Below are 15,331 nucleotides of genomic sequence, written 5' to 3' on the forward strand. Positions count from 1 at the left end.
ATGAAAAAAATAATATTAATCATAATTACAATGCTTGCTTGCCTGCTTAATTTTCCTGCTCAAGCTGGTACTTGTGATGTGTGGGGAAATAAAGATTTTACTGTAACCTTTAATGTGGTTGGTCCTGCATCAAATAGCTATGTGTATTTAGAGCACAGTGGACGCCATCCTCGCGAAGTGCTTTGGTATAACGGTTATAAATATTGGGGGGCTCGTTTTTATTTTTATGAGCCAAACTTATTAAAAGATCAGGTTTACAATATTCGTCTTGAGCACCAAGCAAATGGACGCTCAGGGACATTAAAATACTACCGTAAGTTTGCTGGGGAAAGTGACTGGCAACTAATTAGTACAATGAATAATGTTAACTTGAAAAATGGTAAGTTAAGTCTTTATGAACAAGGAAGCCCAAGTGAACTTGATTGCGATGGCGGTCTACCTGCTCCAATAGAACCTGAATTACCTAGCAATATTTGTCAATATTTCCCTGAGCCAATTCAGGGGATGAAAGGTTATTCAGCAAACACACTTAATGTGCCAAACAAGAGTGCGCGTGCATTAGGTTGGTCGGAAGACTACAAAAGCTTCTATACGGTCACAAATAAAGAAGACCTATTTTATTACTCGTCAAATGCTCAACAACCAAATAAAGCTCAATATATTCTGGCGGGTTTTGATAAGGCGAATATAAATGATGCTCGAGATAGATTATATCGTTCTCCAGTTTGTGGGAGTAATACTGGATGTGATGTTGGTAATAAGGATGGGCATATAGAAGCAAGAAAAGCTTCTGAACCTCTCGGCGTTTCTACAAATTTTGGATATAGTTCGTTAACTCTACGAGGGAATGATATTGAGTATCAATGCAGTCGAACAGGCTTGTGTAGCACAACTCGTTACAATATCGATGGTAAAAGTGGCATTGAAGTTCGAATAAAAAGTAATCTTGATAGCTTATGGGTTAGCCAATATAGTTCTCCTTCAGAGCAGGTAAAAGTAATTTTACCTGATGGAACTAATATTCGTAGTTTTAAGGCTGAGTCTGGCTCACGTGATGATTTACAAATTGTTATTCCTCAAAATTCGACAGTGACTTTTGGTAGTTGGGAGCACGTTGGTCACACAAAGTACTCTTTTTATAACAACTCAAGGATTAATGTGAGTGGTAGCTCAGTTGTTTTCTCTAACCCTATTGATGTGACAACAAGCTACTATGCAACGATTTATGCACCAAATGCTACGGTGAACTTCCAAACCAGATCTGAAAAATTTTATGGGTTTATTCTAGCTGATACTGTTAATTTCAATAACCCGATAACAGTTTATGGCTCCGTTACTGCACGTCATCTTACGATGAAAAAGAGAGTTGTGATTCAGAAACCTGATTACTCTTGTCCGGTTGAGCCCCCAGTACAACAATGTAACTTACTTCCAATGGAAGACTTCAATGCTAATGATATTAGCAACTGGTCTGTTATTGGCTTTGGGCAAAGCATCAAACCTACGCCATCTGGTGGTCGATTCGTTTTAAACTCGTCTCAAAGAAATCAAGCAACAGCATCGGCATACAACTATCTATTCCCTTCGAAAGATAACTACCTTGAAGTGGAGTTTGACCACTATGCGCACTCCGGCTCTGGGGCTGATGGTGTGGCATTGGTTTTATCTGATGCTAATGTGCCGCCACAAACTGGGGCATTTGGTGGTCCACTTGGCTATGGCGTGAAACCTAACATACAAGGTTTTGCTGGCGGTTGGCTTGGGTTTGGTATCGATGAATACGGCAACTACTCAAGAGAAGGTAGCTTTGAGGATAGTCATTACCGACCAGGGTTTAAGCCAAATACAGTCGCAATTCGTGGTTCTGGGATTAAGAACGGGTCTGGGCAATGGATGGGAGGTTATCGCTATATTAAAGGTAACCACAATGTTGGTGACTTAGATAGACGCCGCGATCCTAATCATAGATACAAAGTTATCATTGATTCTAAACAACAAGGTAAAGTCTACATTACGATTCAGCGTAAGATCGGTAGTGCGAACTCTTGGACAACATTGATCTCCAAATTTGATGTTATGAGAGGTTTTGGGCAAACCACGCCTCCAGAAAATTTCCGCGTGTCGATTACCGCCTCGACTGGTGACATTACCAACGTACATGAAATGGATAACTTCCAAGTTTGTGCCGATAAATACCAGAAAATAACGGAAGGCATTCACCACTTCGAATTTGATTACGCTGGTACTGGCAGTATTTGTCAGGCGTCCGAGGTAACACTACGAGCATGTATGGATGCTTCTTGTTCGAAAACGTACCCATCTTCAGTATTGAGCTCGAACCCGGGAGCAACGGTTGATCCTGTGACGGTGTCCTTATTGCCGCAATCGGATTCTCTTGTCGCATGGGAAGGGGGAGATCATGTTACGTTTTCTGACTCTGTTTCGTTGAAGCTACAAGCGTTCCAATCAGGTTCAGCAAAACTTGGAATTGCAAGTAGCTCGGTTCCACAGTTTGGTTTTGACGGAGCGAAGTGTCGTATCGCTGGTGGTCCGCTATCTGAGCAAAACTGTAATATCGTATTTAACTCTGCGGCGTTGGGTGTAACGGTTCCAGATAAGGTCGCTGGTAAGCCATTCTTCAATACCAAAGGACAGGCACAATATAGCAATCAAAGTTCGCCTTATTTGGAGTTTTGTAGTTCACCAAGCCAACAAGGAGGTGACGGCGAAAATCGAGATGTTCAGTTATCCATTGAAAGAATCGAACCGACAAGCAATGCAGTATCAGTCCCCGTTTATGTCTCTTTCAAAAAGAGAGATGGTTCTTTCAGTAACGAGGTTACCGTTGGGACAAATACTGTTGAGGTTGCTGATGTCTACTTTAATAAGCAAGGCAAAGCTTACTTCAACTTAAAGTATCCAGAGGCAGGCAAAGTCGCGCTGAAGGCGAAAATAAAAGATGAAAAGGATTCGTTAGGACAGAATAGCTTTGTGAGTTTTCCAGCATATCTCAAATTGACGGTTGATGGTGGTCTGTGTGGTTCAGGCTCTTGTAGCCAGAAACTGGTTGCTGCTGGAGAAGAGTTCACAATGAAAGTGACGGCCTATCAATTTGGTGATGATAAGAAGCCAGCACAAAACTATCAACAATCAGGTTTAACAATTAGTCATAAAGTATCTTACCCGCAGTTTGATAGTGCGATTCCTGGCACTTTAGGGACGACCACATACGATCATATCAATCTAACTAATGGTACGGGGTCAGTGACGCAAACTGTGTCTGAAGTTGGTGCTTTTGATTTTACGATTACACCACCTGAAACGTATCTCGGCAGTAAAGCTTTCACCATTACGCCAGCAGAAGAAAATATTGGTCGTTTCTACCCTAAGTATTTCCGAGTTGATGAAGCGAAAGGAAATCAATGGGCTTACCCACATAAAGAAAACTTTGCTTATATGGGACAAAGCTTTGGCGTCGAGGAGTTTTATGTTGAGGCATTAAATGCGGATAAAGGCGCTTTAACAAACTACGCCTTCTTCTCTAGTGGCTTACAAGCAAAATTTGGTTTGAAAGATACTAGCTCTTATCAGCCTCGTTTTATTTTGAACAAAACCTATACGGGGACTTGGGTGAATAATGGTGCTGCTTATGTCACTTCAAGAAGTCTAGGTAAGTTTACTGGTTCAACGACGGATGGGTTAGAGCTATTAAAAGGTTCTGGCTCAAGTTACCCAGATGGTCCGCTCAACTTTAACGAGAACGCGAAAGATACGGCGATATCAATCAAATCCGCGGATGATAATAAGGACCCAGTATCTATCGATGGTAGTGAGGGGTTATTGCCTACCCAACCTGACATCCGCTTTGGCCGTGTAGACCTAGATGATGTCGGTGGCAACCAAGGCTCGACGCTGAGAGTGCCATTACGAGTTGAATACTGGAATGGTAGCCGCTTTATTGCTAACCCAAATGACAGCCAAACCGATGTTACTGGTGTGAAGGCTAAACAAGAGCATATTTGGCCTAAAGGTGATAATGCGAAACCTAAGGATGTCACGTTAGGGGCTGGTGGAGAGGTCGCTTCTGGTCATTCTCGTTCTGTAACAGCAAAAGAAGCAGAGCCGTATCGCCAGCAAACTCGCGTATGGCTTAATCTTGAAGGTGGTGGCAATTCGCTCCCTTGGCTCAAATACGACTGGGATAAAGATGGCTCCGAAGAAAACCCATCATCGGTAGTCACGTTTGGTATTCATCGAGGCAATGACCGAGTGATTTATCGTGGTGAACCGGGCTTAACCGGACAATAACAAACTTCGGTTTCTTGCGTTAAGTAAGGAAACTGCAAGAAATTGAGGCTTTCTGCTCATGTTTGTGTACCAATGCCTTGCTGTGACAGCGAGGCATTGGTACATTTAGGACAATTTTTGTCTTCTAAATTTTTGCAGGATGAGCGAAGAATATGTTTAAAAAACTTCGTGGCATGTTTTCAAACGACCTATCTATCGATTTAGGTACTGCCAACACTCTAATTTACGTAAAGGGACAGGGTATTGTCCTTGATGAACCTTCTGTAGTTGCTATTCGTCAAGATCGTGTAGGTTCTGCAAAAAGCGTTGCTGCTGTAGGCCATGCGGCAAAACAGATGCTTGGTCGTACGCCAGGTAACATCTCAGCTATCCGTCCAATGAAAGATGGCGTTATCGCTGACTTCTACGTAACAGAAAAAATGCTTCAGCACTTCATTAAGCAAGTGCATGACAACAGCATCCTTAAACCAAGCCCACGTGTACTGGTTTGTGTTCCTTGTGGTTCTACTCAAGTTGAGCGTCGTGCGATTCGTGAATCTGCACTAGGTGCTGGTGCGCGCGAAGTTTACCTAATTGATGAGCCAATGGCGGCAGCAATCGGTGCAGGTCTGCGTGTCTCTGAGCCAACAGGTTCAATGGTGGTTGATATCGGTGGTGGTACAACTGAAGTTGCGGTTATCTCACTAAACGGTGTGGTTTACTCTTCTTCTGTACGTATTGGTGGTGACCGCTTTGATGAAGCTGTGATCAACTACGTACGTCGTAACTACGGCAGCTTGATCGGTGAAGCAACGGCTGAAAAGATCAAACACGAAATCGGTTCTGCTTACCCTGGTGATGAAGTTCAAGAGATCGAAGTTCGCGGTCGTAACCTTGCAGAAGGTGTGCCACGCAGCTTTAGCCTGAACTCAAACGAAATCCTAGAAGCATTACAAGAGCCACTGTCAGGCATCGTATCGGCAGTGATGGTTGCACTAGAGCAGTGTCCACCAGAGCTTGCGTCTGATATCTCTGAAAACGGTATGGTGTTAACAGGTGGTGGTGCACTACTGAAAGACCTAGACCGTCTACTAATGGAAGAAACTGGTATTCCAGTGGTTATCGCTGAAGATCCACTAACCTGTGTGGCTCGTGGCGGCGGTAAAGCACTAGAAATGATCGACATGCACGGTGGCGATCTATTCTCTGAAGAATAAAGTGCAGGGTGGAGTCCATATGGGCTTCACCTTCATTTCTGCTCTCTGTAATTTCAATCTGCTCCATACCTAGAATCTCTTCATGTCAGATTCTCAGGTTGCCAAGTAAGGCTCAATAATCATGGTAGCAATCAGGTTAAAAACAAGATGAAACCGATTTTTGGCAGAGGTCCATCTCTGCAATTGCGTCTGTTTTTTGCTGTCATCGTGTCGGCGAGCTTGATGCTGGCTGATAACCGTCTAGATACGTTTTCCAACGTCCGATACCTATTGAACAGTATGGTTGCGCCAATCCAATACGCAGCTAATTTGCCTCGTAGCATGTTCGATGGAATGTTCGAGAGTTTAAATACTCGTCAGGCACTGATTGAAGGCAATCGCAATTTGAAGCGCGAAGTGCTTCGCCTGAAGAGCGAGCTGATCTTGCTCGACCAATATAAAGAAGAAAACCAGCGCCTGCGGAAACTGCTCGGCTCTTCATTCGTCCGTGACGAGAAGAAAGTCGTCACAGAAGTGATGGCTGTGGACACGTCACCGTACCGCCACCAAGTGGTGATCGATAAAGGTCGTATTGATGGCGTTTACGTTGGTCAACCTGTTATCAACGAGAAAGGTATCGTTGGTCAGGTAACGTTTGTGGCCGCGCACAACGCACGTGTCTTGTTGTTAACAGATGCGAAAAACGCAATTCCAGTCCAAGTGATTCGTAACGATATTCGTGTTATCGCTTCCGGTAATGGTGAAGTGGATGAAATCCAACTAGAGCACATCCCAACCAGTACCGATATCCAAGTCGGCGATTTGCTGGTGACATCGGGTCTTGGGGGTATTTATCCAGAAGGCTACCCAGTCGCAACTGTTACGAATGTGGATCACGATACTCGCCAAGAATTCGCATCAATCAAAGCGGAACCTGTGGTTGAGTTTGATCGTCTGCGCTACTTGCTATTGATTTGGCCGAATGAAGACCGTCAACACAAAGTACTGCAGTCCAATGTAGAAGAAGGTTCAGAACAAGAGGTAACCGATGGCCAATAGTGTATTTAGAAGCCGAATGGTCATCGGCGTCAGCTTCTTCGTCGCGCTAGTCCTGCAAACTATTCCATGGCCAGGCGTTTTGGATTTACTACGTCCATCATGGCTGTTCCTCGTTACCTGTTATTGGGTGCTGGCACTGCCGCATCGTGTCAACGTCGGTACCGCTCTGGTTTTAGGTTTGCTTTGGGATATTTTGATTGGCTCGACGCTCGGGATCCGAGGGATGATGATGTCGATCGTTATCTACTTGGTTGCGTTGAACTTCTTGGTGATTCGTAACATGGCATTGTGGCAACAATCGATTTTGATTGCCTTTTTTACCGTGCTACTGGAACTTCTTATATTCTGTGGGGAATATTTGAACCAGGACGTAGTATTTAATCCATTATCTCTGTGGACTGCGGCAATAAACTGTATACTTTGGCCATGGATGTTTTTATTAATGCGACGTGTCCGTCGCGCATGGCACGTAAGGTAGCGTTGTGAAAAAGGGCTTATCCCTCGTTCTCGCATCGGGTTCTCCGAGAAGAAAAGAGTTGCTTGCTCAACTAGGTTATGACTTTGATATTGTGCTTCCTGATATAGAGGAAGCCAAACAAGATCACGAGCAAGCAAAAGACTATGTTTTGCGTCTCTCTCTGGAAAAAGCTCAAGCAGGCTTAGCGATGGCTAAGCCTGATTCCGTTGTATTGGGCTCCGATACCGTGGTGGTGTGCGATAACCACGTATTAGAAAAACCAAAAAATTTCGAAGATTCAAAACGCATGCTCAGCGATTTATCGGGTCGTCAGCATCAAGTGATGACTGCGGTGAGCGTCGTATCAAAAGAACAACAACACTCAGTGGTCGTTATCACTGACGTGTGGTTCAAAACTCTGACTGAAGAAGAAATAGAACGATACTGGCAGTCAGGCGAACCATGCGATAAAGCTGGAAGTTATGGTATTCAAGGACTCGGTGGGCGTTTCGTCACCCGAATCGAAGGCAGTTATCACGCCGTAGTAGGCTTACCTTTGTTCGAAACCGATCAGCTAATTCAAGAATTTTTATAATTGTTTTGAGGTGTGCACATGAGTGCAGAATTGCTGCTTAACGTGACCCCGAGTGAAACTCGTGTGGCCATGATTGAAGGTGGAGTACTACAAGAAGTTCATATAGAACGAGAATCGCGCCGTGGCATTGTTGGCAATATTTATAAAGGCAAAGTGAGCCGAGTATTGCCGGGCATGCAAGCGGCGTTTGTCGATATTGGTTTAGATAAAGCGGCATTCTTGCACGCGTCAGATATTGTTCCGCATACTGAGTGTGTGGCGGAAAACGAAAAGCAACAATTTCAAGTTCGTGATATTTCTGAGTTGGTTCGCCAAGGTCAGGATATTGTTGTGCAGGTGGTTAAAGACCCACTAGGTACCAAGGGCGCTCGCCTGACGACTGATATTACCCTCCCATCACGTTATCTTGTCTTTATGCCTGGGGCTAGCCATGTTGGCGTTTCTCAGCGTATCGAAAGTGAAAGTGAACGTGAGCGTCTAAAGAAAGTGGTTAACCACTACTGCGACGAGCACGGCGGTTTTATTATTCGTACTGCGGCAGAAGGTGCAGACGAAAAAGAGCTCTCTCAAGATGCGGCATTTTTGAAGCGCTTATGGCAGAAAGTCATGGAGCGTCGCTCGAAGTACAAAACCCGTTCGACCTTGTACGGTGAGTTAGGCTTGGCACAACGCATCCTGCGTGATTTTGTTGGCACTGAGCTAGACAAGGTTATGGTTGACTCTCGTCTTGAATACGAGAACCTTAAAGAGTTTACGTCTGAGTATGTTCCTGAGCTGACTGATAAGCTTGAGTTGTACGAAGGCGATAAGCCAATCTTCGATATGTACGACACAGAGAACGAAATCCAACGCTCTCTGGAACGTAAAGTTGAGCTTAAGTCAGGTGGCTACCTAATCATTGATCAAACTGAAGCAATGACAACGGTCGACATCAATACTGGCGCGTTTGTCGGTCGTCGTAATCTTGAAGAAACCATCTTCAACACTAATGTTGAAGCGACTCAAGCGATCGCTCGTCAGCTGCGTCTACGCAACTTAGGCGGCATTATCATTATCGACTTTATCGATATGGCGTCAGAAGAACATCGTAAGCGTGTACTAACTTCGTTGGAAACGGCGCTCTCAAAAGATCGAGTGAAGACCAACATTAATGGCTTTACTCAGCTAGGCTTAGTTGAGATGACTCGTAAGCGTACGCGCGAAAGTATTGAACATATCTTATGTTCTAGCTGTCCTACTTGTGAAGGTCGCGGTAGCGTGAAGACAGTAGAGACCGTGTGTTACGAGATCCTACGTGAAATTACCCGAGTGAACCGTGCTTATGATGCAGACAACTTTGTCGTATACGCGTCACCATACGTAGCGGAAACACTATTGGGTGATGAATCTCACGCACTGGCTGAACTCGAAGTATTTATTGGTAAGCAAGTTCGTATTCAAGCTGAGCCCCTGTACATTCAGGAGCAGTTTGACGTCGTCATGATGTAATTGGAAAATTTGTGAATTCTGGTTTTAACCGTTTCGGGCGTTTCTGCGCGTGGACTTTAGTGACGTTATTGGTGCTTTTAGCCATCTTAGTAACCACACTACGCGTAGCATTGCCACAACTTAACCACTTCCAAGATGAGATCAAAACCTGGGTCAAGCAAGGCACAGGTTTTGACTTTTCTATTGCCAGCGTTGCTGGCTCTTGGCGTAATAGCCATCCCTCTATCGCACTGCAAGGCCTAGAAGCGAATCTGCCGAATAACCAAGACGCGCGCTTTGCCGTGGATGAAATTCATATTGAATTCGACTTGATTCAATCTCTCCTAAAGTTTAGGCCTGTGGTCGCAGATCTCACCATTGATGACTTGGCTTTAGACATTCGTACCGTTGATTTGTTGTCTAAATCAGAAAATAACGACCCAGCAGCGAATGTCAGCCAAAGTGAATCAAAGCTGATTGATCAGTTGGACTCCTTGTTACTGCGTCAGTTTGAAGATTTCACGATTACCGACTCACGTATTTGGTACAAGTCAGTGTCTGGTGAAACACGCCGCTTGGACATCGAGCAATTACGTTGGAGCAACCAAGGTAAGCATCACTTAGCGGAAGGCACAGTGAGCATTGCGGACGCAAGTCTCAACTCATTGTTAGTGCGTGCTAACTTCAAAGATTATGGTTCGCTGCGTGATATCTCAGGTGAATTTTACGTAAGTGCAAAAGATGTGTCCGTGACGCCTTGGCTAACCACTTACATGCAAGATGAGTCTGGCGTTGAGTCAGGCAAAGTGAGTCTCAACACTTGGTTGACGTTGCAACACAGCCAACCAAGCTACGCTTATGTCGATCTGCAACCCTCTGAGTTAGTGTGGAATGAGAAAGGGCGTCATGAACTGCTGCTGGAGTCTGGTATTTTCAAGCTTTCACCAGATAAAGAAGGCTGGAAAGTAAATGGTCACTCACTGCAAATCCGCACCGATGACCGACCATGGCCTGAGCTGGATGTTGCCTTTGATTGGCAACCAGATGGCTGGCTACTCAACTTATCCCAATTAGACATTGAAGCGTTAACCCCGCTCGTTAAGTTAGCACCTAAATCAGAATCCACTACGGATTTGTTAGATAAACTAGCGCCGAAAGGACGAGTGGAAGACATTCGCCTGTCGATGAATGGTGGTTTAGATACGCTACGTTACTCAGCCGAACTGGATGAATTGGGTTTAACGCAGTGGGAGCTGCTGCCTGGCTTTAGTCATGTGCAAGGCAAAGTCTCGGGTAACCTAGAGCAAGCAAAAGCGAAAGTGACGGTTATCGATGATGTCTTCCCATATGGGGACGTATTCCAAGCGCCTTTAAACATCAAGCAGGGTGAAGTCGACATCGTTTGGCAGCAAGATGAAGATGGTTGGCGTTTGTGGTCTGATAAAGTGACTGCGGCGACACCCGATCTGCAAGTGCTGGGTGCGTTCCGTCTCGATTTCCCGAAAGAGCAAAGCCCATTTCTGTCGTTTTATGCAGAAGCTGATCTCTACAACGCTGGTGAAACGTGGCGTTACCTTCCAACTCTAGCACTTGGGCAAGATTTGACAGACTACCTATCTACTGCGATTCAGGGTGGTAAGGTCAATACTGCGAAGCTGCTTTGGTATGGCGAGCTAGGTGACTTCCCGTATAAAGAGCATAACGGCATGTTCCAAGCATGGGTTGGATTGAAGAATGCGAAGTTCAGCTTTGATACTGCTTGGCCAACCATTACAGATTTACAACTCGATTTGTTGTTTGAAAATGATGCCATGTACTTGGATTCGAAGTCTGCCACGTTAAATGGCGTGAAAGCGAAGCGAATCACAGGTCGTATTCCCGAGCTTGCAGAAGGTGGCCATATCGAGATCGAAGCGAAAGCAAGCGCACCGGGTAATGAAGTTCGTGACTACATGATGGCAACGCCACTGGTTGACTCTGTGGGGGCTGCGTTGACCGCACTGCAAGTTAGTGGTCCTGTTTATTCAGAATTCCAACTCAATATCCCATTTGATACCGAGAAAGATGCTCGCGCATGGGGTTATGCGGATCTTAAGAACAACCGCGTAGATATTGATGCGCCGCCGATGACGTTAGAGAACGCGACTGGCCGTATCAAGTTCGATAACGATGTAGTGACTACTTCTGGTCTATCTGCTGAATTATTGAAGCAGCCAATCTCACTGGACTTTCGTGGTGAGAACGCCGAGCAAGGCTACAATGTGACCATCAATACCCTTGGTGATTGGGAGGTAGACCCACTCAAACCTTACCTTGGCGAGCGTTGGTTAAGCCTTGTTTCAGGTCATGCACCATGGCAAATGGACATCGATCTACAACTCAACGATGTGGGTTTTACCTATCAAGTGGATGTGCTTGCTCAGCTTAGTCAGTTAGCAAGTGAATATCCGTACCCGCTTGGGAAAAAACGGGGCGAAAAAGGGCAAGCGAAGCTCCAAGCTTCTGGAAACCAAGAAAGTGTTTCGGCTCGTTTGCAGATCCCAAATGCGAAGTACCAAACGGAAATCGACATTTCAGGCGATGTCCCAGTATTGACCGCAACAAATCTCGTTGTGGGGAACGGCGGTTTCAAAATCAGCCCTGTGGTAGGACACGACGCCTCAATTCGTTTGGATGATTTGAGCCTCGATAAGTGGGCGGATTTAATGCACGTTCCACAAAGTACCACACAGTCTGTTTTGTCGAGCATGAAAACACCGATTGTTCCACTTCCAACGCGTATTAGCATGGATGTGAAGAATTTGGAGCTTGGTGGTATCGAGTTTCACGATGTGGATTTGAATGCACGTAAGAAGAATCTAAGCTGGCAGCTCGATGTTGATAGTCAAGAAGTGAAAGGCAAAGCCAATTACCTCAAACCGTATGATTTGTCCGTCTCATTGGAGCATTTACACCTGTATATTCCAGGTTTTGATGAGATGACGAAAGAGCGCAGTTCTCTGTTCGCTAGTGAAGATCAGAGCGCACCACTAATCTCAAACTTTGACCGCAAGTTCCATGCAGAAATGCCAAACTTAACTTTGAACATTGATGATTTCTGGTTGCAAGGTTACAAGGTCGGCAAGGTAAACGTGGATGTCGAGCGTGGCAATAATCGACTTGAATGGAAGAACGTAACTTTCAGTAGTGGTCAAAACCGTATTGATATGAGCGGTTGGTGGGAGCTAACCAAAGAGCGAAGTCATTCAAACCTATCCATGAAAGTTAAGGGTGATAACAACAGTGATTTGATGGAGCGCTTTGGGATAACCTCTGGCATCCAACAAGCGCCGTTTGAAATCAATGCCAACCTAGACTGGGATGGCGCGCCGTGGTCGATGAAGACTCAAAGTTTGCAAGGTGACGTCTCTACCGAATTTGGTAAAGGCGTGATCACCGAAGTGAGTGGCGCGGCGCGATTGCTTGGTCTGTTTAGTCTTGATTCGATCATTCGTAAGATGCAGCTCGACTTTACCGACGTGTTCGACAAAGGGATGGCATTCAACTCAATCACGGGTACAGGCAAAATCCAAGATGGTGTATTTATCACCAACGATATTGTGATGGATGCACTGGCCGGTGAAATGAAGATTCGTGGCATCGCCGATATGAACACCCGCTTGGTGGATGCGGAAGTGAATTTTACTCCGGACATTACTTCAGGTTTACCTATGCTGACTGCCTTTGCTGTAGCGCCTCAAACGGCGTTGTACGTACTGGCGATTTCGACGGTTATCTCTCCAGTAGTGGAAGTCTTCACGCAAGTAAACTACGAAGTGAAAGGCCCTCTGGATTCACCTACCGTAAAAGAGATTTCACGAAGCAAAGGTGAATACAAATTGCCAGAAAAACTGCGTGAGCAAGCGAAGTAATTGCGCGGTTAGTCTTCCGACGAACAAGGAATTGAATACATGGAACGTGTTGGCATCATCCAAATGACATCAGGTCCAGATATCGAGGAGAATCTGGACCTCATTGCCAAGCAATGCGCATTGGCTGCTGAGCAAAGTGTGAAGCTGGTTGTGACACCAGAAAACGCTACGCAGTTTGCCAATCGAGAGGCGTATCACCAGAACGCAGAAACTTTGGGTAACGGTCCTATTCAGCAGTGTTTATCTGAGATCGCACAACGCAATCAATTAACGCTAATAGTCGGAAGCATGCCGATTCGCACTGAACAAGGCGTGACTACCACGACATTGGTTTTCTCACCGCAAGGCGAGCGTATTGCTCATTACGATAAGCTGCACATGTTTGACGTGGATGTCGCCGATGGGTATGGCAGCTATCGTGAGTCGGATACCTTTAGTGCAGGTAATCGCATCGTGACGGCAGAGACCAATATTGGTACGGTAGGCTTAAGTATTTGCTACGACGTACGCTTTCCTGAACTGTTTAAAGCACTACGCTTAGCAGGAGCACAAGTTATCGTTGTGCCCGCTGCGTTTACCGCCGTCACGGGAGAGGCGCATTGGGAAGTACTGCTAAGAGCGCGTGCGATTGAAACCCAGTGCTGGATTCTTGCCTGCGGGCAAACGGGGACGCATCCTTGTGGTCGTCAAACCTGGGGGCACTCCATGGTGATTGACCCTTGGGGGCGCGTTCACCAACAATTGAATGACCAAGTAGGACTGCTGGTGGCAGAGATAGATTTGTCACACAACCAGCAAGTAAGGCAGAATATGCCGCTGACTCAACACAGTCGCTTTCAAAATGAATTGAAACGGAAATAAAAGAGCTAACTATGAGCATAAACCAAATAGAACAGGCACTCCTTGCCCCAAACGGTCTGACAGAGCAAGACATCGCTGACACACTAGCGAGCATTGCGACGCGCCAGATCGATTATGCGGACATTTACTTTCAGTCCAGCTGGCATGAGTCTCTGGTTCTAGAAGACAGTATCATTAAAGATGGCTCTTTCAATATTGACTGTGGTGTCGGTGTACGTGCAGTCACAGGCGAGAAAACCGGTTTCGCCTACTCAGACCAAATTCAACTAGAAGGTTTGAAGCAAAGTGCGATTGCAGCGCGTGGTATTGCGCAGCAAGGTCAAAACGGCAAAGTGCACGCATTCAAGCGTTCTGATAACCAAGCTTACTACGATGCGGTAAACCCACTAGCAAGCTGGGAAAAGCAACAAAAAACTGAACTGTTATTGTCTCTGGATGCGTACATTCGTACCAAAGAGCCACTCATCAAAGAAGTGTCGATAAGCATCAGCGGTGTGCACGAGCAAATGCTAGTTGCAGCAACCGACGGTACTTACGCTGGCGATATTCGTCCGCTGGTTCGTCTATCAATCAGTGTTCTTGCTGAAAAAGGCGATCGCCGTGAACGCGGTAGCGCTGGTGGTGGTGGTCGTTTCGGTTACGACTTCTTCCTATCTGAAACGAACGGCGTGAAACAAGCCTTCCAATTCGCAGATGAAGCGATTCGTATGGCGCTAGTGAACTTAGAAGCAGAAGCAGCACCTGCAGGCATGATGCCTGTGGTACTTGGTTCTGGCTGGCCGGGCGTATTACTGCACGAAGCGGTAGGTCACGGTTTAGAAGGTGATTTCAACCGCAAAGAGTCGTCAGTGTTCTCGGGCAAGATGGGTGAGCAAGTGACATCTCCGCTTTGTACGATCGTGGATGATGGCACGCTAAAAGATCTGCGCGGTTCATTGAACGTGGATGATGAAGGTGTGAACGGTCAATACAACACACTTATCGAAAATGGTGTGCTTAAGGGCTACATGCAAGATAAGTTGAACGCACGCCTAATGGGTGTGAATCCTACAGGTAACGGTCGTCGTGAGTCTTACGCGCATCTACCAATGCCACGTATGACCAACACTTACATGCTGCCGGGTGAGCACACGCCAGAAGAGATCATCTCTACAGTGAAGAAAGGTCTGTACGCACCAAACTTCGGGGGCGGTCAGGTGGACATCACTTCTGGTAAGTTCGTGTTCTCTGCATCGGAAGCGTACTTGATTGAAGATGGCAAAATCACTCGCCCAGTGAAAGGCGCAACGTTGATTGGCTCAGGTATCGAAGCAATGCAGCAAGTTTCTATGGTGGGTAACGACCTAAGCATCGACAGAGGCGTTGGCGTGTGTGGTAAGGCTGGTCAAAGCGTACCGGTTGGCGTTGGTCAACCAACATTGAAGCTCGATTCAATCACCGTGGGTGGTACTGAGTAAGCATTAACTACCAATTAGCTATGACGTTAAAGATCGTCATT

Annotated in this window: 9 protein-coding genes; all 9 read left to right on the forward strand. The window is 45.9% G+C overall.

Annotated features, from left to right (window positions below):
• The 9 genes from OH463_RS22810 to tldD all read left to right on the forward strand — a co-directional run bounded on the left by OH463_RS22810 (position 1) and on the right by tldD (position 15,290).
• Positions 1-4,308, forward strand: coding sequence for a DUF6701 domain-containing protein (locus tag OH463_RS22810; RefSeq protein ID WP_269992747.1), 4,308 nt, complete (start codon positions 1-3; stop codon positions 4,306-4,308).
• A 152-nt stretch (positions 4,309-4,460) separates the two neighbouring features.
• Positions 4,461-5,504, forward strand: a complete 1,044-nt coding sequence (locus tag OH463_RS22815; protein ID WP_005381144.1) for a rod shape-determining protein — start codon at positions 4,461-4,463, stop codon at positions 5,502-5,504.
• A gap of 147 nt (positions 5,505-5,651) precedes the next feature.
• Positions 5,652-6,542, forward strand: a complete 891-nt coding sequence (gene mreC, locus OH463_RS22820) for a rod shape-determining protein MreC (RefSeq protein ID WP_005444357.1) — start codon at positions 5,652-5,654, stop codon at positions 6,540-6,542.
• Positions 6,532-7,020, forward strand: coding sequence for a rod shape-determining protein MreD (gene mreD, locus OH463_RS22825; protein WP_005444359.1), 489 nt, complete (start codon positions 6,532-6,534; stop codon positions 7,018-7,020). The genes mreC and mreD overlap by 11 nt, the downstream gene beginning before the upstream one ends.
• A 4-nt stretch (positions 7,021-7,024) precedes the next feature.
• Positions 7,025-7,594 carry a Maf family protein gene (locus tag OH463_RS22830; RefSeq protein ID WP_009703017.1) on the forward strand — a complete coding sequence of 190 codons (570 nt, stop codon included), beginning with the start codon at positions 7,025-7,027 and terminating at the stop codon, positions 7,592-7,594.
• A gap of 18 nt (positions 7,595-7,612) precedes the next feature.
• Complete coding sequence (gene rng, locus OH463_RS22835; protein ID WP_005444363.1) at positions 7,613-9,082, forward strand: ribonuclease G; 1,470 nt, start codon at positions 7,613-7,615, stop codon at positions 9,080-9,082.
• An 11-nt stretch (positions 9,083-9,093) separates the two neighbouring features.
• Positions 9,094-12,972 carry a YhdP family protein gene (locus tag OH463_RS22840; protein ID WP_269992748.1) on the forward strand — a complete coding sequence of 1,293 codons (3,879 nt, stop codon included), beginning with the start codon at positions 9,094-9,096 and terminating at the stop codon, positions 12,970-12,972.
• A 39-nt stretch (positions 12,973-13,011) separates the two neighbouring features.
• Entirely contained in the window at positions 13,012-13,833 is an 822-nt protein-coding gene (locus tag OH463_RS22845) for a carbon-nitrogen hydrolase family protein (RefSeq protein ID WP_017187897.1), read from the forward strand.
• An 11-nt stretch (positions 13,834-13,844) separates the two neighbouring features.
• On the forward strand, positions 13,845-15,290 hold the full coding sequence (tldD, locus tag OH463_RS22850) for a metalloprotease TldD (RefSeq protein WP_005444369.1): 1,446 nt from the start codon (positions 13,845-13,847) through the stop codon (positions 15,288-15,290).
• Positions 15,291-15,331 lie beyond the last annotated feature (41 nt).

Source organism: Vibrio sp. NFR, assembly GCF_027587095.1.
Taxonomy (GTDB): Bacteria; Pseudomonadota; Gammaproteobacteria; order Enterobacterales; family Vibrionaceae; genus Vibrio; species Vibrio harveyi.